Genomic DNA, 22,242 nt, shown 5'->3' with positions numbered 1-22,242 from the left:
TCCGACACCCCGTCCGCCCGCGCCACGGCCACCGATAATTTCCGCGTTCCACCCAGGGAAGCCCATGGCAAGAGCCATCCTGATCATCGAAGACGAAACCACGCTCGCGCGCAACCTGGCCATGTACCTGGAGCGCCTGGGCGACGAGGTCCGCATCGCCGGACGCGCCGAGGACGGCCTGACGCTGCTGGAGACCTGGCGGCCCGACATCGTCATCCTCGATCACAACCTGCCGGGGATGACCGGCCTGGAGGCGCTGTCGCGCATCCGTGCCATCGACACCGATGCCCGCATCATCATGGTCACCGGCTACGGCAGCACCGAGCTGGCGGTCGAGGCGATGAAGGCCGGCGCCTCCGACTTCATGACCAAGCCGCTCGTGCTGAGCGAACTCAAGATCGTGCTGGACCGCCTCAGCGTGCAGGGCAAGCTCGCCAGCACGGTCGACTACTACGCCCAGCGCGATGCGCAGGACAGCGGGCTCGACAAGATCGTCGGCGAGTCCGAGGCGGTGCGCCAGCTGCGCCACACCATCTCGACGCTGCTGGACTCCGAATCGCGCCTGTCCGACCGCGACCCGCCGGCCGTGCTGATCGTCGGCGAGACCGGCACCGGCAAGGAATTGGTGGCGCGCGCGCTGCACTTCGGCGGCCCGCGCCGCACCGAGCCCTTCGTCGAGATCAACTGCGGCGCGATGCCGGCGCAGCTGATCGAGGCCGAGCTGTTCGGCTACGAGAAGGGCGCCTTCACCGACGCCCGCGCCCGCAAGGCCGGTCTGGTCGAGACGGCCGAGAACGGCACCGTCTTCCTCGACGAGATCGGCGAGGCCGAGCTGAGCACGCAGGTCAAGCTGCTGAAGCTGCTGGAAGAGAAGCGCATGCGCCGCCTGGGCGGTCTGCGCGAGCTGCAGGTGCATGCGCGTGTCATCAGCGCCACCAACCGGCCGCTGGAGCAGATGGTGCGCGACGGCTCGTTCCGCGCCGACCTGTTCTTCCGCCTGCGCATCGTCGAGATCCGCGTGCCGCCGCTGCGCGAGCGCGGCTCGGACATCATCATGCTGGCCGAGCATTTCCTGCAGCTGCACGGCCAGCGCTACCGCAAGACCGGCCTGGTGCTGGGCCCGGATGCCCGCCAGGCGCTGCTGCAGTACAGCTGGCCCGGCAACATCCGCGAGCTGCGCAACGTGATGGAGCAGGCCGTGCTGGTGCTCGAAGGCAACGAGGTCGGCGTGCGCCACCTGCGCCTGAGCGGCCTGGCCACGCAGATGCACGAGATCCCGATCAACGACGACGACCTGCACCTCGAACGCATGGAGCGCCGCCTGATCCAGCGTGCGCTGGAGAAGACCAAGCAGAACGTCAGCGCCGCCGCACGGCTGCTGGGTGTGTCGCGCGACACGCTGCGCTATCGCTTGGAGCGCCTGGACATGCGCTCGGACGACAAGACCTGAGCTGTTGGCCCCCCGGCGCATCACAGCGATGCGCCGTTCTCACCGCCCGGCTGGCGGCGCGCCGATAGCATCGCGGGCACATCGTCTCGAAGGAACCGCCATGCTCAAGCTCTACATCGGCAACAAGAACTACTCGTCCTGGTCGATGCGCCCGTGGGTGCTGATGAAGGCCGCCGACATCGCGTTCGAGGAGGTCAAGGTCCGCTTCGACAGCTTCGCGCCGGAGTCGAGCTTCAAGCGCACGATGGGCGACCTGGTGCCGACCGGCAAGGTGCCGGCGCTGGCGATCGACGACCAGCCCGGCCGGGCGCCGCAGGTGGTCTGGGACACCCTGGCCATCGCCGAGACGCTGGCCGAGCGTCACCCCGAGCGCCAGCTCTGGCCCGCCGATGCGCGCCGCCGCGCGCTGGCGCGCAGCCTGTGCGCGGAGATGCACAGCGGCTTCACGGCGCTGCGCAGCCACTGCCCGATGAACATCGAGGCCCACCTGCCCGAGGTCGGCCAGCGCATCATGGCCGAACAGCCTGGCGTGCGCGCCGACCTGGCACGCATCGAGGCCATGTGGACCGGCTGCCTGGACGCCCACGGCGGCCCGTGGCTGATGGGCGACCGGCTCGGCATCGTCGATGCCTACTACGCCCCGGTGGCAATGCGCCTGCGCACCTACGGCCTGCCGGTCCATGCGGCGGTGGCCGACTACATCGAGCGCCTGAGCGCCAGCCCCGGCGTGGCCGCGTGGATCGCCGATGCGCTGGCCGAACACGACTTCCTCGATTTCGAGGAACCGTATCGACAGGCGCCGTGAGCACCGACGACCCGATCCTGCCGCCCGGCGCCCGCGTCCACCTGGTCGGCGGCGCGGTGCGTGACCGGCTGATGGGCGTGGCCGAAGGCGACCGCGACTGGGTCGTCGTCGGCACCACGCCCGAACAGATGACCGCCGCCGGCTTCCGCCCGGTCGGGCTCGACTTCCCGGTCTTCCTGCACCCCCGCACGCAGGAAGAACACGCGCTGGCCCGCACCGAGCGCAAGTCCGGTCACGGCTATCACGGCTTCGTCTTCCACACCGGCGCGGACGTCACGCTCGAACAGGACCTGGCGCGGCGCGACCTGACCGTCAACGCGATGGCGCTCGATGCCGACGGCGTCACCGTCATCGACCCCTGGGGCGGCCGGGCCGACCTGGCCGCGCGGGTGCTGCGCCATGTCGGCCCGGCCTTCGCCGAGGACCCCGTGCGCATCCTGCGGCTGGCCCGCTTCGCCGCCCGCTGGCCCGACTTCCGCGTCGCGCCCGAGACGATGGCGCTGTGCCGCCAGATGACCGCCGCCGGCGAGGTCGACGCGCTGGTCGCCGAGCGGGTCTGGCAGGAACTGTCCCGCGGGCTGATGTCGCCGCGCCCGTCGCGGATGCTGCAGGTGCTGCGCGAGGCCGGCGCGCTGGCGCGCCTGCTGCCCGAGGTCGACCGCCTCTACGGCGTGCCGCAACGGGCCGACTACCACCCCGAGGTCGACACCGGCGTGCACGTCGAGATGGTGCTGGACCAGGCTGCGCGCCTGGGCCTGTCGCTGGCCGCGCGCTTCGCCGCGCTGACGCATGACCTGGGCAAGGGCACCACGCCGGCCGACATCCTGCCGCGCCACATCGGCCACGAGGGCCGCAGCGCCGCGCTGCTCAAGCCGCTGTGCGAACGCCTGCGCGTGCCGGTCGACTGCCGCGAGCTGGCCGACCTGGTCGCGCGCGAACACGGCAACGTGCATGCCAGCGCCAGCTTCGACGCCGCCGCCCAGGTCCGCCTGATGGATCGCTGCGACGCCTGGCGCCGCCCCGAGCGCTTCGAGCAGATGCTGCAGGCCTGCGAGGCCGACGCCCGCGGCCGACTCGGCCTCGAGGACCGCGACTACCCCCAGGCCCCGCGCCTGCGCGCCGCGCTCGCCGCCGCCCAGGCGATCGACGGCCGCGCCGTGGTCGCCGAGGCCCAGTCGCGCGGCCTCAAGGGCCCGGCGCTGGGCGGCGTCCTGCATGCCGCGCGGATCGCGGCGGTGAACGACTCGCCGGCCAGTTCACCCCTCTGACTCCCCCCTTTGCAAAAGGGGGGCTGGGGGGATTTGGGCTCTTGAACAGAGCATCCGCCACCACTGCAAATCCCCCCTGGCCCCCCTTCGCAAAGGGGGGAACAACCGCACTGGCACCTTCGCGTACGGGGCACAGGGCTGAGCACCCTCAGATCAGCCGCCCGATCACCCAGGCGATCGACTGCCGCGCCGTGGTCGCCGAGGCCCAGTCGCGCGGCCTCAAGGGCCCGGCGCTGGGCGGCGTCCTGCATGCCGCGCGGGTCGCGGCGGTGAACGACTCGCCGGCCAGTTCACCCCTCTGACTCCCCCCTTTGCAAAAGGGGGGCTGGGGGGATTTGGGCTCTTGAACAGAGCATCCGCCACCACCGCAAATCCCCCCTGGCCCCCCTTCGCAAAGGGGGGAAGAACAGCACGGGCACCTTCAGATCAGCCGCCCGATCACCCAGGCGATCAGCATCAGCAGCACGGTCGAGCCGAACGGGAAGGTCCAGACGCGGCCGCGCACGCGGAATTCCAGGTCGCCCGGCAGGCGGCCCAGGCCGATGCGGCGCAGCCAGCCTTGAAGGCTGTTGAAGATGATGAAGGCGGCGATCAGCGTGATGAGCCAGCGCATGTCGTCCGGCCCTCAGAGCGTGTGGCTGCGGTCGCCCGCGATGAAGCCGATCGGGTCGAGCGGCAGGCCGGCGCTGGCCAGCGCGAGGACCTTGAACAGCTCGCCCATCTCGTGTTCGGTGATCAGCTTCTGCGCCGCCGCGCGTTCGCGCAGGTCGGCTTCGGCGAGGTCGCCGATCAGGCCGCAGTTGATCAGGAAGCGCGCCTGGCTGGTGTAGCCCAGCACGTCCAGGCCGGCGTCCTGCGCGGCCAGCGCGATGGCGGTGAAGTCGACGTGGGCGGTGATGTCCTTGTCGCCGGGCGCCTCCAGCGGGTCGGCATCGACCTGGTGGGCGCGGTGGCAGACCAGCGTGCCGGCGTGGCGTTGCGGGTGATAGAACTCGTGCGCCGGGAAGCCGTAGTCGACCAGGAAGGCGGCGCCGCAACGCAGCGACGCGGCCAGCGTGCGCACCCACGCCTCGGCCTGGCGCGGCAGCTCGATCACGGTGCCGGGCGGCCAGGGCACGTCGTCGACGGGCGGGCGCAGCTCGGTCGGCCGGTCGGCCCAGACCAGCGCCGGCGCACCGGCCGCGACCGAACCCGGCCGCAGCGCGACGCCGCGTTCGAACCAGCCGTGGCCGTCGAAATGCAGCAGCACCACCGGGATGGCGTCGAGCAGCTCGTTGGCGACGACCACGCCGTCGAAGGTGGCCGGCAGCTGGCCGATCCAGCGGACCTTGCCGGCCTGCATCGGCACCTGTTCGGCGACCGTCAGGCGCTGGCGCTCGCGCAGCGCGCCCGACAGGTCGACGATGGTGTAGCGCTCGACCGGCACGCCTTCGTCGGCCAGACCGGCCAGCAGCTGGGCGGCCAGTGCGCCGGAGCCGGCGCCGAACTCCCAGACCTCGCGCGGCGTGCCGGCCGGCAGGGCGCGCAGCGCCTGGGCCACCTGCCGGGCCAGCGCGCGGCCGTAGAACCGGCTCAGCTCGGGCGCGGTGATGAAGTCGCTGCCGCTGGCGGGCAGGGCGCCGAACTGGCGGTCACCGCGGCTGTAGTAGCCCAGGCCGGGGCTGTAGAGGGCCAGCGCCATGTAGCGCTCGAAGCCGATCCAGCCGCCCGCGTCCTCGATGACGCTGGCGATGCGGTGCAGCAGCGCGATCGAGTCCGGCGAGGCGCCCGGGCCGGGCAAGCCCGACGCGGGCGTCGGTTGGGGGGGGCTGGCTACACTGCCGGCCGGGTCGCGGGGCGGTACGTTCGGGGTCACCGGACGATTGTAGGAAGCGGGTCCGGCCCTCACGGTGGCCCGCCTGTCCGGACTGGCCCGGACCGCGCCGATCCGTCCCAGCGCTTGCTCCTGCTCGCTCCAGCTCCCTTCCAGCTTCCCTACGCCGACGCCCATGCCCACCGCCGCCCTGCCTTCCGATGCCCGCCGCCCGCTGACGCTGGTCACCGGCGGTGCGCGCCGTGTCGGCCGCGTGATCGCGCTGACGCTGGCACGCGCCGGCCACGACATCGCGCTGCACCACCGCAGCGCCGCCGGCCGTTCGCGTGACGAGGCCGAGGCGACCGCCGCCGAGCTGCGCGCGCTCGGTGCGAACGTCACGCTGCACGCCGCCGACCTGGCCGACGAGGCCGCCTGCCGCGCGCTGGTGCCGCAGGTGCTGGCCGCGCAGGGCCGGCCGCTGGACGCGGTCGTCAACAACGCCTCGACCTTCGAGTACGACGCGCCCGAGACCTTCACGCAGGCCGCGCTGGAGCGCCATCTGCGCGCCAACACCGCGCCGGCCATCCTGCTGGCGCAGGCGCTGCACGGCCAGCTGGCCGCCCGCCGCGCGGCCGGCGAGGCGCATGCGCAGGGTTGTGTCGTCAACCTGCTCGACCAGAAGCTGGCCAACCTCAACCCCGACTACTTCTCGTACACGCTGTCCAAGGCCGCGCTGCAGGCCGCCACGCAGATGCAGGCGCTGGCGCTGGCACCGCTGGTGCGCGTGGTCGGCGTGTCGCCCGGGGTCACGCTGGTGTCCGGGCCGATGAGCGAGGGCGAGTTCGCCGCCGCCCACCGCCTGACGCCGCTGGGCCGTTCCTCGACCCCCGAGGACGTCGCCCGCGCGGTGCGCTACGCGATCGAGTCGCCGGCCGTGACCGGCTCGACCCTAATGGTCGACGGCGGCCAGCACCTGCTGGGCCAGCCGCGCGACGTCCTGTTCCTGGTGCAGCAGCAGGCCACGGCCGGCGGCGCATCGTCCTGAAAGCCGACTTCATGATCAGCCAACTCGCCCATCCCTCGCTGATGGACTGCCGCCGCCTCTTCCTGTCCGACTACGAGGTCTGGATCAACATCGGCGTGCACGACTTCGAGAAACGCGGCGAGCAGCGCGTGCTGATCAACGTCGACCTGTACGTGCCGATCGGCGAGAGCACGCCGACCAAGGACGAGCTCGACGAGGTCGTCGACTACGATTTCATGCGCCGCAGCATCTCCGAGCGGGTCGCGCGCGGCCACATCCACCTGCAGGAAACGCTGGTCGACGACGTGGTGACGCTGATGCTGGCCCACCCCAAGGTGCGCGCGGTGCGCGTCTCGACCCAGAAGCCCGATGTCTACCCCGATTGCCGCAGCGTCGGCGTCGAGGTGTTCCGCATGAAGACGACGACGCCATGAACACGACCACCGAGACGACGGCTGCCGTCGACCACGCGGCCGACAAGGCCGCCGAGAAGACAGCCGAAAAGAAGGCCGCCTTCGAGATCAACAAGCTCAGCAAACGCCTGCACCGCCAGGTCGGCCAGGCGATCACCGACTTCAACATGATCGAGGACGGCGACCGCGTGATGGTCTGCCTGTCCGGCGGCAAGGACAGCTACGGCCTGCTCGACATCCTGCTCGGGCTGCAGCAGCGCGCGCCGATCCGCTTCAGCATCGTCGCGGTCAACCTCGACCAGAAGCAGCCGGGCTTCCCGGCCGAGATCCTGCCGGCCTACCTGAAGAGCCGGGGCGTCGAGTTCCACATCGAGAACCAGGACACCTACTCGATCGTCAAGCGCCTGATCCCCGAGGGCCAGACGATGTGCAGCCTGTGTTCGCGGCTGCGGCGCGGCATCCTGTACCGCGTCGCCGGCGAGCTGGGCGCGACCAAGATCGCGCTGGGCCATCACCGCGACGACTTCCTCGGCACGATCTTTCTCAACATGTTCTTCGGCGGCAAGCTCAAGGGCATGCCGCCCAAGCTGGTCAGCGACGACGGCCGCCACACCGTCATCCGGCCGCTGGCCTACGTGGCCGAGACCGATCTGGAGCGCTGGGCCGAGCACCGGCAGTTCCCGATCATCCCGTGCTCGCTGTGCGGCAGCCAGGAGAACCTGCAGCGCGTGCAGATGAAGAAGATGCTGCGCGAGTGGGACCGCAACTTCCCCGGCCGCATCGACAACCTGCACCGCGCCTTCTCGCAGGTCGTGCCCTCGCACCTGATGGACCGGAAACTCTTCCCGTTCGGGACGATCCAGCCGACCGGCGTGCCCGATGCGGCCGGCGACAAGGCCTTCGACGAGGACGATGGCGACGACGAGGGTTGCGCCACGCCGGCCGGCACATCAGCCACTGCGGCCGCCTCGGCCCTGCCGGCGGTCGCCACCGTCGCGATGCCGGTCTCGAAGTCCCGACCGGCCTGAACCGGAGCCTTGCCATGTCGCGTCCCGCCCGCCGCCGCCTGATCGTCCTCGCCGCCGCCTTCGGTGCCGTGGCCAGCCTCGGGCTGGCCGGCTGCGCGGCGATCACCTCGGTCAACGTCGAGGTGCGCACCTTCGGCAGCTGGCCCGAAGGCCGCAAGCCCGGCAGCTACGCCTTCGACCGCCTGCCGTCGCAGGAGGCGTCGGTCGACCGCCGGGCAGCGCTGGAGTCGGCCGCGTCGGCCGCACTGGAACGCATCGGCTTCAGCGCCGCGCCGGATGCCGAACATGCGGACGTGCTGGTGCAGTTCGGTGCCCGCCAGGCCCAGGTCATCGACCCGCCGCCGCGCGTGAGCTTCGGCTTCGGCATCGGCACGCCGATCGGCCGTCACGGCGGCGTCGGCTTCGGCATGGGCAGTCACCCGTGGTACGCCGACCGCGTGCGCGAGCTGCGCGAGATGGGGCTGCTGCTGATCGACCGGTCCAGCCGCAAGGTGCTGGTCGAGGTTCAGACCCGCCACGAGAGCCGCTACGGCCTCGGCGACGATGTCCTGCAGGCGCTGTTCGACGCCGCGCTGGACGGCTTCCCCGACCTGCCGGCGGGCGAACGCACCGTCACGGTCGCGCTGCCGGGGCGCTGATCCCGAGCGCGTTGCCGGCCGGAAGTGCCGGCAGCTGGTGGCTGCGCAGGTCGTCGGCCCAGCCGCGCAAGGTCGCGGCGGCGTGTTCGCGCTGGGCCGGCGTCGTGCGCGACTGCAGCGCGGCGGCAAAGGCGCACTGGTTCTCCAGCACCCGTTCCTGCTGCGCCCGGCTGACCTCGCTGGACGGGTCGAACACCCGGCGCATCCACGCCCGCACCTTCTCCAGCCGCTGCGCCTGGGTCAGGTTCTGGCCACCCAGGCCGGTGTGCACGCTCAGCTCGTTGAGCAGCGCGATCGTGTCGCGCTGATCGGCCTCGCGCTCGTCGAGCCAGCGCTGCGGGTCCCACGGCGAGCGGCGCATCCAGTCGGCCACCCAGTCCTTCTGGCTGCGGTCAAGTCGGCCGTAGAGGCGCTCCGAACGGTCGATCACCCGCTCGACCGAGGCCTGCGCGCGGCGGCGGGCGTCGCCGTCGATCATCTCTTCACGCCATTCGGCATTGACCTTGTCGAAGCGGGCGCGGACGTGGGCGATCTGCTCGGGCGACAGCGTCGCGGCGATCTCGGCCATCGGTGCCGCGTAGCGCAGCAGGTAGCGGTCGCGGCGTTCTTCCAGCCGCTGCCACCAGACGCAGGCCTGGGCCGGGGTCAGGTCCTGGCGGACATCGGCGGCGGCCTGTTCCAGCAGCCCCACCAGGTCGGCCAGCGGCTCGCGGCGGTGCCAGTCGAACCACTGGTCGAGCGCGGCGCGCACCCGTGGCGCCTGGCTGGCGTCGAAGTCGACATGGCGGTCGATCCACCAGTAGGTCAGCGTCGGACCCTGGCCGTAGGCCAGCCGCAGGGTGCTGCAGCCGGCGGTGGACAACGCGGCGAGCATCAGCGCGACGAGGGTCACGACACGCGCCGGTCCGTGACCCGCCCACCCCCCGGTCAGGCGCCGCAGCGTCCTGATAATGCGAGATTCGCGGATCGCACCGCAGCAACAGGAAGGACGCATGAGGCTCGAAGTCGTGATCATGGCTGCCGGCAAAGGCACACGGATGAAGTCGGCGCGCCCGAAGGTGCTGCACCCGCTGGCGGGGCGACCCCTATTGCAGCATGTCCTCGCGATGGGTGCCGGCCTGGGTGCCGATCGCCTCATCACCATCACCGGCCACGGCGCCGAGCAGGTCGAGACGGCCATGCGCGCCGCGCTGCCCGAGGCGCCGCTGGCCTTCGTGCGCCAGGAGCCGCAGCTCGGCACCGGCCACGCCGTGCAGCAGGCCGTGCCCGAACTGGCCGACAGCGGCACCACGCTGATCCTCAACGGCGACGTGCCGCTGGTGCGCGCCGAGACCGCCCGCGCGCTGGTCGCCGCCTGCGCCGGCGAGCGCCTGGCACTGCTGACCGTCGTGCTGGCCGACCCGACCGGCTACGGCCGCATCGTGCGCGACGCCGCCGACCGTGAGCGGGTGCTCGCCATCGTCGAACACAAGGACGCCAGCGCCGAACAGCGCGCGATCACCGAGGGCTACACCGGCATGATGGCCGTGCCCACCGCCCACCTGAAGCGCTGGCTGGCCGCGCTGCGCAACGACAACGCGCAAGGTGAGTACTACCTGACCGACATCGTCGCGATGGCCGCCGCCGACGGCGTGCCGGTCGTCGCCGCCCAGGCCACCAGCGAAACCGAGGTGCTGGGCGTCAACAGCCCGCTGCAGCTGTCCGAACTGGAACGGCGCTTCCAGCGCCAGCAGGCCGACACGCTGATGGAAGCCGGCGTGCGCCTGATGGATCCGGCCCGCTTCGACCTGCGCGGCACGCTGAAGACCGGCCGCGACGTCGCCATCGACGTCAACTGCGTCTTCGAGGGCTCGGTCGAACTCGGCGACGAGGTCCAGATCGGCGCCAACTGCGTCATCCGCAACGCCCGCATCGCCGCCGGCGCGGTCATCCACCCCTTCACCCACATCGACGGCGAAGCGGCCGGCGTGCAGGTCGGCGAAGGCGCGCTGGTCGGGCCGTTCGCGCGGCTGCGCCCGGGCGCGACGCTGGGCCGCGAGGTCCACATCGGCAACTTCGTCGAGGTCAAGAACAGCACGCTGGCCGACGGCGCCAAGGCCAATCACCTGGCCTACCTGGGCGACGCGACGGTCGGCGAGCGTGTCAACTACGGCGCCGGCAGCATCACCGCCAACTACGACGGCGCCAACAAGCACCGCACGACCATCGGCGCGGACGTGCACGTCGGCAGCAACTGCGTGCTGGTCGCGCCGGTGACGCTGGGCGCCGGTGCGACGATCGGTGGCGGCTCGACCATCACCAAGGACGTCGAAGCCGGCGCGCTGGCGATCGGCCGCGGCAAGCAGGTCGCGCTGGCCGGCTGGAAGCGTCCGGTCAAGCAGAAGAAGGCCTGACCGGCGCCTGGCGTCGGCCAGTTCATCGACCCCACGACCTCACCGGACATGACCCTGGGCATCGATCCCGTCAACCGCGTCGCGCCGGCCCGTCCGGCCGAGCCGGCGCGTCCCCGCAGCGAGACCGGCGAGCGTCCGCCGGGTGCGCCGGTGCGCCGGCCGGTGCCGCATCCGGCAGCGTCGGCGCCACCGGAGGTCGACCGCGTCGACGTCGCGGTGCTGGCCGAACGCGGTGGCGGTGACGATGCCCTGTTGCCGTTCCCGGCCGCGCTGGTCACGCCGACGCACTACGCCCGCCTGGGCGTCACCGAGACGGCCAGCGCCGCCGAGATCGCCGCCGCCTGGCAGCGCCTGCGCCCGCCCGGCAGCGATGCAGAAGGCCACACGGCCCTGCGCGCGGCCACGCTGAACGCCCTGCCGTGGCCGCAAGGCTCGGCGCTGGAAACGCCGCAGGTCCGGGCGCGGCAACGCGAGCTGGCGCATGACGTCTTGTCCGACCCGGTGCGGCGCGCCGTCTACGACCGCTGGCTGGCCGAGCACCGGCACACGCTGACGTCGGCGGCCGGCAGCTCCGGCTGGGTCGCCTGGATGCACAGCGCGCGCGTCCACAAGGGCGTGTCGATCGTGGTCGGCCTGACCGCGATCGCGGTGCTGGCCTGGCTGCTCGGTTGAGTCGCCGTCAGGCGGCCGGCAGGCTGACCGCCAGGCTGGCCTTGGCGCGGTGGACGCTGAAGAAGCAGCGCACGTTGCGCACGTTCGCGTCGCTGTTGAACAGGCGCTGCGCCAGCGCCTGGTAGGCCGCCATGTCGGCCACCTGCACGATCAGCACGAAGTCCGGCCCGCCGCTGGTGCGGTAGCACTGCTGCACGCCGGCATCGGCGGCGGCGCGGGCCTCGAAGGCGGCGATGCGTTCGGCGCCCTGCACGTCCAGCGTGATCTCGACGATCGCGGTCAGCCCGTGCCCCAGCGCCTCGGGCGACAGCACCGCGACGGTCCGCTCGATCACGCCGGCCTCTTCCAGCCGACGCTGACGTCGCAGGCTGGTCGCCGGCGAGACATGGATCGCCTCGGCCAGCGCCTGGTTCGAGCGCGACGCGTCGCGCTGCAGCGCGTCCAGCAGGCGCAGGTCGATGGTGTCCAGCGCCAGCGGCTCGGCGGGCGTGGCCGATGTCACGGTGGTGGCAGATTCTTGAGGGCGGGTGGGCGTCACGGTGCAATCATTGATCAAGAAGAATCGATTCGTCGAGCATTTATTTCGACGATACAAGCTGTTGATCTATTGTTGCGAAGAACCGTGAATTATGGCGATTCATTTCTTGGCCCGATCGCTAGGATCGCGCCATCGCTGCCAGCCATCCGGGTTTTCGGCAGTCCACCCTGCAACCTGAACAAGGATTCCCCTCCATGTGCGGCATCGTCGGCGCGGTCAGTCAACGCAACATCGTCCCCATCCTGATCCAGGGCCTGCAGCGGCTCGAATACCGGGGCTATGACTCCTGCGGCGTGGCCGTCCACCAGGGCGGCGAACTGCGCCGGGCGCGCAGCACCTCGCGCGTGGCCGAGCTCAACGAGATGGTCGCGGTCGACGGCGTCGAAGGTCTGGTCGGCATCGCCCACACCCGCTGGGCCACCCACGGCGTGCCGGCGGTGCACAACGCCCACCCGCACTTCAGCCACGGCACCGGCACCGAGGCCAAGTCGGCCAAGGCCGGGCGCATCGCGCTGGTCCACAACGGCATCATCGAGAACCACGACGAGCTGCGTGCCGACCTGAAGGCGCGCGGCTACGAGTTCACCAGCCAGACCGACACGGAGGTCATCGCCCACCTGGTCGATTCCCTCTACGACGGCGACCTGTTCGACGCGGTCGAGCGCGCCATCGCCCACCTCAAGGGCGCCTACGCCATCGCCGTGTTCTGCCGCGACGAGCCGCTGCGCGTGATCGGCGCCCGCGAAGGCTCGCCGCTGGTGCTGGGCGTGGGCCAGGGCGAGAACTTCCTCGCCTCCGACGCCATGGCGCTGGCCGGCGTGACCGACCAGATCGTCTACCTCGAAGAGGGCGACGTCGTCGACCTGCAGCAGGGCAAGTACTGGATCACCGCCAAGGGCGAGGCCGGCGCGGCGCGCAGCCGCGTCGAGCGTCCGGTCAAGACCGTGCACGCCCACAGCGGCGCGGCCGAGCTGGGCCCGTACCGCCACTACATGCAGAAGGAGATCTTCGAGCAGCCGCGCGCCATCGGCGACACGCTCGAAGGCATCGAGGGCATCACGCCCGAGCTGTTCGGCGACGGCGCGGCGGAGGTCTTCGCCGCCGTCGACAAGGTGCTGATCCTGGCCTGCGGCACCAGCTCCTACAGCGGCATGACCGCCAAGTACTGGCTGGAGTCGATCGCCAAGATCCCCGCCCAGGTCGAGATCGCCAGCGAATACCGCTACCGCGACAGCGTGCCCGACCCGCGCACGCTGATCGTCACCATCAGCCAGAGCGGCGAGACGGCCGACACGCTGGCCGCCCTCAAGCACGCCCGCAGCCTGGGCATGACGAACACCCTGACGGTGTGCAACGTCAGCACCAGCGCGATGGTGCGCGAGTGCAAGCTGGCCTACATCACCCGCGCCGGCGCCGAGATCGGCGTGGCCTCGACCAAGGCCTTCACGACCCAGCTGGCCGGCCTGTTCCTGCTGACGCTGACGCTGGCCAAGGTGCGCGGCCACCTGAGCGCCGACCAGGAAGCCGACCACCTCAAGGCCATGCGCCACCTGCCCGTCGCGCTGCAGGCCGTGCTGGCGCTGGAGCCGCAGGTCATCGCCTGGGCCGAGGACTTCGCCAGCAAGGAAAACGCGCTGTTCCTGGGCCGCGGCCTGCACTACCCGATCGCGCTGGAAGGCGCGCTCAAGCTCAAGGAAATCAGCTACATCCACGCCGAGGCCTACCCCGCCGGCGAACTCAAGCACGGCCCGCTGGCCCTCGTCACCAGCGCGATGCCGGTGGTGACGGTGGCCCCTAACGACGCGCTGCTGGAAAAGCTCAAGAGCAACATGCAGGAAGTCCGCGCTCGCGGCGGCCAGCTCTACGTCTTCGCCGACGGCGACACCCGCATCGAGAGCGAGAGCGGCGTCCACGTCATCCGCATGCCCGAACACTACGGCGCCCTCAGCCCCATCCTCCACGTCGTCCCGCTGCAGTTGCTGGCCTACCACACGGCCTGCGCACGCGGCACGGACGTGGACAAGCCGCGGAATCTGGCGAAGTCGGTGACGGTGGAGTGAGGGGGGCGGGAGGGGCGTGAGTGTTCCGTGCCAATAAAGTCGTAGACAGCGCAATAGAGTCGTAGACGCCGCAATGAAGTTATAGACGTGGTTGAAGGTCGGCCGCGCCGGACGTGTTTGATGTGTCGCCAAAGCTGAGCGAGAATAACCAATCGAGTCTTAGAGCTTGAGATGGACGTGGCGGACTTACCGAGGGGGTGAAATGCCATACACGCCGCACCCGCAACACAGAAGTGCTGCGTTTGCTACCGTAAAGTCACAGTGGTCTATTGCTGTAAACGACGAGCATGTCTGCTATCAGACCGCTGAAGCCAATGGGTGGACATGCTGTGGTTTTTATTGGGGGCTTCACGCTCCCACGCAGGTGCCTGTGAAGTTGGGCGTTTCGCCATTGCCCGATCAATATCCATTGCAGATTGCGAAATTTGTGGGTGATGCCGTGGGTAACTGGCATGGTTATCCTGTTGCGCACTGGTTGTCCCCCTTTGATAAGCCGGATGCGCCAGTCTTGCAGGCTTGGCATAACTCCGGTTTTATTAGTCGACCGACCATGGCTAAGATTCACAGGGGTAAGCGATGCAGCCTGTGAAACTCACTATTGACGGTGTCTACTGGGATTCCCAGATTTACTCGGGAGAAATGCTTCTTTTCGACGCGGATGGCGCAGTTCATCGTATCGATTGGCGTGGCGTCGTCGATTCAATAGCCGACAAAAATCCGTCCGTTCAAACGGCGATCCGTGTTGCATTCTCGGATAGTGATCTTTTTTACAATCAGAAGGTAAGAAAGATCTTATGCGACCCCCAGATAGAAGTGCCAATCAAGGCGCAACTCTCCCAGTTGGCAGGATTGAGTCTTCAGGCTGCTCGTCGAGATTGGGGTGACAATTGGAAAGTCGAGGATACGCCCTTTGATTTTCTTCCCACCGATACCGACGTTTACTACAACAATATATTCGCAGCGGGCAACTCAGGGCTTTTTTCGGCTCCCAGGAGTGGCGTAGGTGCTGGACGGCCGTTCGGAAAAAAAGTCCAGAAGCACCACGACGCAAAGATCCTCCAGGTAAAAGCTTCGGATCACTTCACCGCAGTCGCTGCGGCAGCTGGTGACGATGGACTCTTTGAGTTCGCCTTCAAAAAATCCGAGTCAAATGTGCTTGACAACGAACGACGCCTTGTAGGCCGGCCATGCAGTTCGTGTGATTGGGCTTTCCAAAGCGTAATGGGTTGGACTGTTCAAAGCGCATTCTTGGCAAGCTTCCGACAAGAAAAGGACCCTTCGAGCAAGAGGTTTTCTAGGGTATTCGATCGCATCGTCAATGCGCAAGAAATCTTTCAAGACTCTCTCTTCGATCCGGAGGGGTCAAAAGGTCTTGTTTGGGGCTGTAGGGAGAAAATGTACCGCATTACCTCAACCGGTCTTGAGGTCACGAATTACGCGCACATGCCCGCGAGAAGATCGAAGGCTAAAGCCAGCAGTCTACACGATACTACGCAGTTTTCTCAGCACGGGAGGGTGTCGCTAGACTTCGATCCCGGATCGGTAATTGCAACAGGTACTGCGCCTTTCGGAACGGTTTTGGAATTCGATGACAGATTGGTTGTTATTCGGAGTGATGGTCGGTTTGAAGTCATAATGGGTGAGCCTGTCCATTGGCGTGTGTTCCCAAGGTCTGAGCACTACAGCAACCAGCTGCATATCATCTATGACGATCGTATTGAAATCGTCTCATTTGTTCACGATTATTTTGTAGACCAATCTTCTAAGTTGGCGGGATTCCGCCGTGGTAGTAACGATTTCGTGGTTGAGGAATCAGGGATTTAATACCCCCACTCCTCATGCCTCACAGGCAACCCATTAAGTCGCCTCCTCAACTGCTGCCAATGCGGCAAATACAAATCCATCAACGCCAAGAACCGTGCGTTGTGCGTCGGCTCCAGCAGATGGACCAGCTCATGCACCACGATGTACTCCAGGCATTCCGGTGGCTTCTTGGCCAGGTCGGTGTTGAGCCGGATGTGGCCTGACTCGGGCGTGCAGTTGCCCCACTTGGTCTTCATGCGTTGCACGAAGACGCGGTGGGCGGTCACGCCCAGCAGGGGCTGCCACTTGTCGAGCAGTGCGGGCATGGCATCGCGCACCTGTTGCCGATACCAGGCGTCCAGAACCTCTTCGCAACGGGCCTGATCGGCATCCGGGCGCACCTGCAGGTGCAGCTTGCGGGGGCTCAGGCTGACCATGGGGGCGGCGTCGGCATGGATGATTTCCAGCAGGTAGCGCTTGCCCCACAGGTAGTGACTTTCCTTGTTCAGGAACTCGCGCGGCGTCTCGCGCTCCTGGGCCTGCAGCTTGCGCTGCTGTGAGCGGATCCAGCCCAGCTTGGACACGACGAACAGGCGGATCGTGTCCAGCGGCATGGACTGGGGCGCGGCCACGCGGACCTTGCCCGCCGGTGGCAGCACGCTCAGGTGCACGTGCTTGATCGCCTTGCGGGTGACCTCCGCGTGCAGCTCGCCCAGGTCGAGCATGTCGCGCATGGTTCAGTACTCCTTCTGCGCGAAGACGATGGGGTAGAGGCGGTTCACTTCCTGGATGTCCTGCAGCACGTCGAACATGGCCTGCTTGACCATCTGCTCCTTGGCGACCACACCGCGCCAGCCGTCGGGTCTTCTGGCCTTGATGGTGGCGTCCAGCTTCAGCGCCGTTTCCAGCGCCACTGTCCTGCCGGCGTAGGGTGCGGCGGGCTCCTGTGCCGTGTCGGTGGAGACATGGTCCTTCAGGTTGTTGTACAGCGCCCGCTGGCCGTCCGACTTCAACTGCATCGGCATGTCGTCGGACTTGCCGGCGCTCGCCTTCCTGACCACGTCGGCGATGCGGGCGAGGTAGTCCTCGTACTCGATCGCCTTTTCCTTGCGCAGGCGGATGATCTCGTCGAGCAGCGCCGACATCTGTGCGAAGTAGGCCGGGTCGGTCAGCTGCTCCTTCAGGATCTTGCTGCGGACGTTGTTCTCGATCGTCTCGGCAATCGACTCCTGGTTGCCCTTCATGTCGGCCAGTCGCTCGGCGATCGCGTCGGCGATGCCGGTCTTGACGATCAGGTCCAGCAGGCCGATGCCGTCGAACGGCGAAATCTTGCGCGGTGCCTGGGCTTCGATGTAGGTGTCGATGAGGTGGCGCATGTCCGCCTCGTAGGGCTTCAGGTCCAGCGTCTCGCCGGACGCCTTGCGGATGATCTCGCGCAGGTTCAGGTAGTGCGCCTGCAGTGCCTTCAGGTGATCGATCTGGGCGGGCGTGTAGCCGGCCGCCTCCAGCTCGTCGGCCAGGTTGGCATGGGCGCGAACCAGGGCCACCACGGCCTTGTAGAGCGCCACGCGGTGCGGCTCGCGCGCCTTCAGGTCGTCGGCGATCTCGGTGTTGCCGCAGAAGTAGCGGATGTGCTCCAGGTCACCCTTGGGCGGCTGCACCGGCTCGCACAGCAGGGCCAAGGCCTCCACGGCATCGTCCAGGCGTTCGCGGCCGGCCTCCAGCCGGTCCTTCACCAGGATCTCCGGGTCGCCGCCGGCGGCGCTGTGGTCCAGCTCGGCGGTGTAGACGGCGATGGCCTTCTCGACCTTCTTGAACAGGTCCTTGTAGTCGACGATGTAGCCGAAGTCCTTGTCATCGCCGTCCAGCCGGTTGGTGCGGCAGATGGCCTGGAACAGGCCGTGGTCCTGCATGGACTTGTCGATGTAGAGGTAGGTGCAGGGCGGGGCGTCAAAGCCGGTCAGCAGCTTGTCCACCACGATCAGCAGCTTCATCTGCGCGGGGGCCTTGATGAAGCGGTCTTTCGCCAGTTGCTCGTAGGTCTCGGTCCTGGTCTTGCCGGGCTCGGGCACCACGTCCTTCAGCAGCTCGGTGTAGGTGTTGAAGATGAACTGCTTGTCGGTGTCGGAGTTGGCGCCGGTCTCTTCCTTGCTGACGTCCGAGGCCTGCGGGTTGTAGGACGTGACCACCGCACAGCGTCCCTTGAACACCGTCTTGCGAAACAGCACGAAGTACTTGCAGGCCTCGTAGATGCTGGAGGCCACCAGGATGGCGTTGCCGCGCTCGCTCGACAGGCGTGGTTTCACGGCGAAGTCGAACACGATGTCGGCGACCACCCGGTCCATGCGGGCGCGCGAGCTGAGCACGTTCTGCATCGTGCCCCATTGCTTCTTCAGCTCGTCCCTCTGCCAGTCGTTCAGGCCCCTGGTCTTGGCCTCGAACCACTGATCGATCTGTTGGGTGTTGCCCAGCTTCTGGTCGATGTCCCGGGCTTCGTAGACGAGATCGAGCACCACCTTGTCTTCCACCGCTTCGGCGAACTTGTAGGTGTGGATGTAGCCGCCGAACACCTCCAGGCTGGTCTGGGCATCGCTCTTGAGCAGCGGCGTGCCGGTGAAGCCGATGAACACCGCGTTGGGCATCATGGCCTTCATCAGCCGGTGCAGCTTGCCGCCCTGGGTGCGGTGGCATTCGTCCACGAAGACGACGATCTCGCCCTGCGTCCGGCTGGGCTGCGCGGCCAGATCACGCAGGAAGGCCTCGAAGTCGTCCTCACCGGCGGCAACTCCCCGACGGCCGAACTTGTGAACCAGCGAGCACAGCAGGCGCGGATGGGGTTGTGCCAGCTGCGCCATGAGGTCACGGCCGCTCTGGCTGCGGTGGATGGTTTCGCCGGCATCCTGGAAGACACGCGCGATCTGCCGGTCCAGCTCATCCCGGTCGGTGATGATGGCCACGCGCGCGGCGGGCCTGTTCTCCAGGATCCACCGGGCCAGCAGCACCATCAGGATGCTCTTGCCCGCCCCCTGGGTGTGCCAGATGATGCCGCCGCGCCGCTGCTGCACATGCGTCTGTGCGGCCTTGATGCCGAAGTACTGGTGCACACGAGGCAGCTTCTTCACGCCGCCGTCGAACAGCACGAAGTCGTGCATCAACTCCAGCAGGCGCTGCTTGCCGCACAGCTTGACGAGGTACTTGTCGAGCTTGTAGCCGGCGTTGTCGGCCTCGTCTTCCTTCCAGGTCAGGAAGTACTTCTCCTGCGTTCCGATGGTTCCGTAGCGCAGGCCTTCCGAGTCGTTGCCGGCCAGCACCAGCTGCAGGGTGCTGAAGAACCAGTCGTTGAACTCCGGCTGCTGGTTGGACAGGCACTGGCGGATGCCCTCGCCCAGGCCCACCCGGCTGTTCTTGAGCTCCAGCACGCCCACCGCGATGCCGTTGAGGTACAGCACGATGTCGGGCCGGCGCTCATGTCCCGACATGCCGCCGCCCTTGAGCGTCACCTCTTCGGCGATCGCGAAGTCGTTGCTGGCGGGCTGGTCCCAGTTCACCAGATGAACGGTCTCGCTCACCTCGCCCGCGGCCACCTTCACCGACACGCCGTAGCGCAGCAGCTGGTACACGGCCTGGTTGGCGGCATGGAGCGTGCGCCCGTGCAGCAGGGCCTCGGCGCGCAGCCGGTGCAGGGCCGCGCTGATGTGCACGGGGCTGTAGCCCTGGCCTGCCAGATGGGCCGTCAGAAGCACGTCCTCGATGCAGTGGTTGCCCTCGCGTGCTGACCAGTCGCCCAGGTAGCGGTAGCCCAGTCCTTGGACGAACAGTGCGATGACGCGCTCCTGCGTGGCGCGTTCTGGCTTGGTGATGCTGTCGCTCATGCCGCCCTCCCTGGGCGCAGTTGTGGGGTCGATCCGTGCCCTGTACCGGGCTTGCGGGCTACCTGTCCGACGTGTGGCGATGCCCGGCCTACCCTGGCTCGTCAGGGGGCAGATCGTCGCCCGAGTTGAATGATCGCCACAGCGTGGTGCCCGTGAACCAGGCCGGGAGCGCGTCCACCTGCACGGTCATTTCCGAGCCGTCTCGAACCTCTGCGATGCATTGGTGCGCGTCGCCCGAGTTGTCGAAGATGTAGGCCCGATTGGCGGCCGCGCAGGCATCGTCCAGCAGGCCGATCGAGCGCACGTAGCGTGAGCGGATCAGGTCTTCGGGCACGTCATGGCCACCCTGGCTGACCCGCAGCTGCACCCGCGAGATGTTGATCTCGGGGTCGTCCGTGGCGACGAAGTACAGGTAGGTCCGGTAGCCGAGCGACTGAGCCTCGCGCATGAAGTCGATCTTGTCGCGCGACGACATCACCGTCTCGAACGTGAAGGTGCTGCCCTGGGCCAGCAAGGCGCGGCGCAGGGCGTCGGCCAGCACTGCGGCCACATAGGAATTGGCCGATTCCGGCGGCAGGTGCAAGTGGCGATCCGGGCTGACGGACACGGCCTGGGCCACCTGCGACAACCCGTGCTTGGCCAACAGTTCCGAGGCCGCCAGATGCGTGCGGATGCGTGCTTGCAGCACGTCAGCCGTTGCCGTCAGTTCAAGGCTGTTCAAGTCCAGCGAACCGGTGTGGCGCAGCTGTTTCTCGATCTCGTCGGCGTTGACGTAGACGCCGATCCACTCGGGTTTCAAGATCTCGTGGATGGTGCTCTTGCCCGACCCGTTCGGTCCGGCGAACACACGCAGACGAGGCTGTGCGGCGGCCACCGCTGCCTTCACCGTCCGCCGGTCTTGGCGGCGCGCTGGGCAGCCCGCTTGAGCACCGTGCCCGCGCGCACGGGCGTGGCGGCGGGCAGCTTCTTGAGGACCACCTCCAGACCGCTGCTCTGGCGCGCCACCAGGTCGCCGCTGGGGGCCTTCATGACCAGGGTGGTGACATGGCTGCTCACCGCACGCCGGTGCGCCGCCAGCCCGGCCCGATGGGCCAACTGCGGAATCTGCGACTCGGCGGACTGCATGGATGCTTCGTCCAGAACAGGGATGCGAGGCATGGTGGGCGCTCCGGTCATGGTGAGAGAGGCGAACAGGCGCCGATTCTGCTACGGCACACCCGGATCCAGCCTTCGTCGAGCGGGTTCACTCGGCAGGCTCCACCAGTCGTATCCGCCCGGTCAACAGCGCCTGAGCCATCGCATGCTTGAGGGCGCGGGCTTTGGTGAGGCGGGATTCGAGGGCGGTGATTTCGGTGTCGATGTCGGATAGCACACCAGCGATCGCCATTTGTTCCAACAGCGATGGCAGTTCAATCGTGAACGCCTTGAGCCAGCGGGGTTCGAGACTCTCGACCGTGGTGCCAGCCTTCAAGCAGGTCGCCAAGATGCGCTCCCCCCAATACGCCAAGGCATGTAGGAGGAACTCAGCGGCGACTTCCGTGGTCGGCTGAATCGCCTTCAGATCTTGGTTTATCGCCATCGGATTGAGCGTGATGCCGACCGGCAAATACTTGCGGAGGATGCCGCTTCTCATCACGAAAACAACCGACTTTGCAGGCACGACCGTTGTCGCTCCATCCCTGACGGCGGCCTTCGATACGAACTTTGCAGACTCGGAAAGTTGAGTCGTCTTCAGGTCTCCAGAAGAAAGCCATGGCACTTGTGCAGGAGACCAATAATCGATCCTTGCCATCGATGGAGTCATGCCTCCCGACCATTTGCCCAGGCTGCCAAGCGGCGTTCGACGCCAAGCTGCCTCGCCCTGAAGCAACCTCCGCCTCCCAGTCAGCAACTCCTGCATGGCCCCTTGCTTGACCTGGCGCTTCTTGGTCAGCAGTTGCTCCAGTGAGTCGATCAGGGCGTCTGCGTCGGTGAGGGCTGATGCAATCGCTTCTTGCTCTGCCAACCTTCGCGGCAGTGGAATTGCGTAGCTCCGCAATATGCCGAGGTTCGTGTGTGGTACACCGGTTTGAATCGCACTATTAAGAATTTGCTTCTGGCCTAGCGCACTTGCGAAGTACTGGTAGATATACCCCGGAGCTGCGACTTTGAAATCAACGGTCAGTTTCATCTGACTCTGCGAAATCAGGTACTCCTCATATGGGGCGGCCGGTACTAGGGCCACTTGACCCAAGGTTCCTCGTTGTGTAAATACGAGGTCTGAGGGCTTGGCAACGTTCGCCTGCAATGCTCTGGCTTTCGCTGAGGTGACGAAAGCGAACTCCCCTGAGACAAAGCGCTGCCCCATATTCTGCCCGCGAATGACGGGCACTCCAGAATCGACATAGTCCTTGGCAACTAGATCCGACCCAAACGGGCCGCCTACTGTGGCATTCGCTCGCTTCGCCGCGATGTCGATCACGCGAGCCTGTCGCCAACCAACC

Annotated in this window: 20 protein-coding genes; 11 read left to right on the top strand and 9 right to left on the bottom strand. The window is 67.5% G+C overall.

The features are described from left to right. The first annotated feature begins 64 nt into the window (after positions 1 to 64). From ACWA7K_RS16575 to ACWA7K_RS16565, 3 genes are all read left to right on the top strand, one after another. Positions 65 to 1,450 carry a sigma-54-dependent transcriptional regulator gene (locus ACWA7K_RS16575; RefSeq protein ID WP_456162506.1) on the top strand — a complete coding sequence of 462 codons (1,386 nt, stop codon included), beginning with the start codon at positions 65 to 67 and terminating at the stop codon, positions 1,448 to 1,450. A 100-nt stretch (positions 1,451 to 1,550) separates the two neighbouring features. Then, the gene (locus ACWA7K_RS16570; protein ID WP_456162505.1) at positions 1,551 to 2,255 is read left to right on the top strand and encodes a glutathione S-transferase family protein; all 705 of its coding nucleotides are present in this window, start codon (positions 1,551 to 1,553) and stop codon (positions 2,253 to 2,255) included. Next, a complete protein-coding gene (locus ACWA7K_RS16565; protein WP_456162504.1) occupies positions 2,252 to 3,523 on the top strand; it encodes a multifunctional CCA addition/repair protein in 1,272 nt (423 codons plus the stop codon). The genes ACWA7K_RS16570 and ACWA7K_RS16565 overlap by 4 nt, the downstream gene beginning before the upstream one ends. Before the next feature lie 421 nt (positions 3,524 to 3,944). Here ACWA7K_RS16565 and ACWA7K_RS16560 read toward each other — a convergent pair whose 3' ends face one another. Both ACWA7K_RS16560 and ACWA7K_RS16555 read right to left on the bottom strand, forming a co-directional pair. Beyond that, entirely contained in the window at positions 3,945 to 4,136 is a 192-nt protein-coding gene (locus ACWA7K_RS16560; RefSeq protein WP_456162503.1) for a DUF2905 domain-containing protein, read from the bottom strand. Between the two features lie 12 nt (positions 4,137 to 4,148). After that, the gene (locus ACWA7K_RS16555; RefSeq protein ID WP_456162502.1) at positions 4,149 to 5,303 is read right to left on the bottom strand and encodes a class I SAM-dependent methyltransferase; all 1,155 of its coding nucleotides are present in this window, start codon (positions 5,301 to 5,303) and stop codon (positions 4,149 to 4,151) included. A 208-nt stretch (positions 5,304 to 5,511) separates the two neighbouring features. Here ACWA7K_RS16555 and ACWA7K_RS16550 point away from each other — a divergent pair, with 208 nt between their 5' ends. Genes ACWA7K_RS16550 through ACWA7K_RS16535 form a run of 4 tightly spaced genes read left to right on the top strand, consistent with a single transcriptional unit; the run spans position 5,512 to position 8,421 of the window. Beyond that, on the top strand, positions 5,512 to 6,363 hold the full coding sequence (locus ACWA7K_RS16550; RefSeq protein ID WP_456162501.1) for an SDR family oxidoreductase: 852 nt from the start codon (positions 5,512 to 5,514) through the stop codon (positions 6,361 to 6,363). A gap of 11 nt (positions 6,364 to 6,374) precedes the next feature. After that, on the top strand, positions 6,375 to 6,776 hold the full coding sequence (locus tag ACWA7K_RS16545; protein ID WP_456162500.1) for a dihydroneopterin aldolase: 402 nt from the start codon (positions 6,375 to 6,377) through the stop codon (positions 6,774 to 6,776). Next, the gene (ttcA, locus tag ACWA7K_RS16540) at positions 6,773 to 7,783 is read left to right on the top strand and encodes a tRNA 2-thiocytidine(32) synthetase TtcA (RefSeq protein ID WP_456162499.1); all 1,011 of its coding nucleotides are present in this window, start codon (positions 6,773 to 6,775) and stop codon (positions 7,781 to 7,783) included. Before ACWA7K_RS16545 ends, ttcA begins: the two co-directional genes overlap by 4 nt. Positions 7,784 to 7,797: 14 nt before the next feature. Beyond that, the gene (locus ACWA7K_RS16535) at positions 7,798 to 8,421 is read left to right on the top strand and encodes a DUF4136 domain-containing protein (RefSeq protein WP_456162498.1); all 624 of its coding nucleotides are present in this window, start codon (positions 7,798 to 7,800) and stop codon (positions 8,419 to 8,421) included. On the opposite strand, the gene ACWA7K_RS16530 is transcribed toward ACWA7K_RS16535, so the two are convergent. Further along, positions 8,396 to 9,313, bottom strand: coding sequence for a DUF6279 family lipoprotein (locus ACWA7K_RS16530; RefSeq protein ID WP_456162497.1), 918 nt, complete (start codon positions 9,311 to 9,313; stop codon positions 8,396 to 8,398). The genes ACWA7K_RS16535 and ACWA7K_RS16530 overlap by 26 nt on opposite strands. Before the next feature lie 100 nt (positions 9,314 to 9,413). Between ACWA7K_RS16530 and glmU the strand changes: the two genes are divergently transcribed. Further along, complete coding sequence (gene glmU / locus ACWA7K_RS16525) at positions 9,414 to 10,814, top strand: bifunctional UDP-N-acetylglucosamine diphosphorylase/glucosamine-1-phosphate N-acetyltransferase GlmU (RefSeq protein WP_456162496.1); 1,401 nt, start codon at positions 9,414 to 9,416, stop codon at positions 10,812 to 10,814. A 48-nt stretch (positions 10,815 to 10,862) separates the two neighbouring features. After that, on the top strand, positions 10,863 to 11,486 hold the full coding sequence (locus tag ACWA7K_RS16520; protein ID WP_456162495.1) for a hypothetical protein: 624 nt from the start codon (positions 10,863 to 10,865) through the stop codon (positions 11,484 to 11,486). A 7-nt stretch (positions 11,487 to 11,493) separates the two neighbouring features. On the opposite strand, the gene ACWA7K_RS16515 is transcribed toward ACWA7K_RS16520, so the two are convergent. Then, positions 11,494 to 11,988: an Lrp/AsnC family transcriptional regulator gene (locus ACWA7K_RS16515; protein ID WP_456162494.1), complete on the bottom strand. Its 495-nt coding sequence runs from the start codon at positions 11,986 to 11,988 to the stop codon at positions 11,494 to 11,496. A 230-nt stretch (positions 11,989 to 12,218) separates the two neighbouring features. Here ACWA7K_RS16515 and glmS point away from each other — a divergent pair, with 230 nt between their 5' ends. Together glmS and ACWA7K_RS16505 are read left to right on the top strand one after the other, a co-directional pair. Then, positions 12,219 to 14,084, top strand: a complete 1,866-nt coding sequence (gene glmS, locus ACWA7K_RS16510) for a glutamine--fructose-6-phosphate transaminase (isomerizing) (protein WP_456162493.1) — start codon at positions 12,219 to 12,221, stop codon at positions 14,082 to 14,084. Between the two features lie 576 nt (positions 14,085 to 14,660). Continuing rightward, positions 14,661 to 15,908 (top strand): hypothetical protein, encoded by a 1,248-nt coding sequence (locus tag ACWA7K_RS16505; RefSeq protein WP_456162492.1) that lies wholly within the window; start codon positions 14,661 to 14,663, stop codon positions 15,906 to 15,908. Here the strand turns inward: ACWA7K_RS16505 and ACWA7K_RS16500 are convergent. The 5 genes from ACWA7K_RS16500 to ACWA7K_RS16480 form a co-directional block, all read right to left on the bottom strand. Continuing rightward, positions 15,905 to 16,621: a M48 family metallopeptidase gene (locus ACWA7K_RS16500; protein ID WP_456162491.1), complete on the bottom strand. Its 717-nt coding sequence runs from the start codon at positions 16,619 to 16,621 to the stop codon at positions 15,905 to 15,907. The two genes, ACWA7K_RS16505 and ACWA7K_RS16500, sit on opposite strands and share 4 nt — an antisense overlap. Before the next feature lie 3 nt (positions 16,622 to 16,624). Further along, positions 16,625 to 19,759: a type I restriction endonuclease subunit R gene (locus ACWA7K_RS16495; RefSeq protein WP_456162490.1), complete on the bottom strand. Its 3,135-nt coding sequence runs from the start codon at positions 19,757 to 19,759 to the stop codon at positions 16,625 to 16,627. A gap of 88 nt (positions 19,760 to 19,847) precedes the next feature. After that, positions 19,848 to 20,633 carry a hypothetical protein gene (locus ACWA7K_RS16490; protein ID WP_456162489.1) on the bottom strand — a complete coding sequence of 262 codons (786 nt, stop codon included), beginning with the start codon at positions 20,631 to 20,633 and terminating at the stop codon, positions 19,848 to 19,850. 8 nt (positions 20,634 to 20,641) lie between these two features. After that, a complete protein-coding gene (locus tag ACWA7K_RS16485) occupies positions 20,642 to 20,917 on the bottom strand; it encodes a hypothetical protein (protein WP_456162488.1) in 276 nt (91 codons plus the stop codon). An 85-nt stretch (positions 20,918 to 21,002) separates the two neighbouring features. Beyond that, complete coding sequence (locus ACWA7K_RS16480) at positions 21,003 to 22,220, bottom strand: restriction endonuclease subunit S (protein ID WP_456162487.1); 1,218 nt, start codon at positions 22,218 to 22,220, stop codon at positions 21,003 to 21,005. Positions 22,221 to 22,242: the final 22 nt, after the last annotated feature.

It is taken from the genome of Leptothrix mechoopdaensis (SeqCode) (assembly GCF_053893855.1).
The sequence above is the reverse complement of the archived record's forward strand: the minus strand, read 5'-3'. Positions and strand labels throughout refer to the sequence as shown.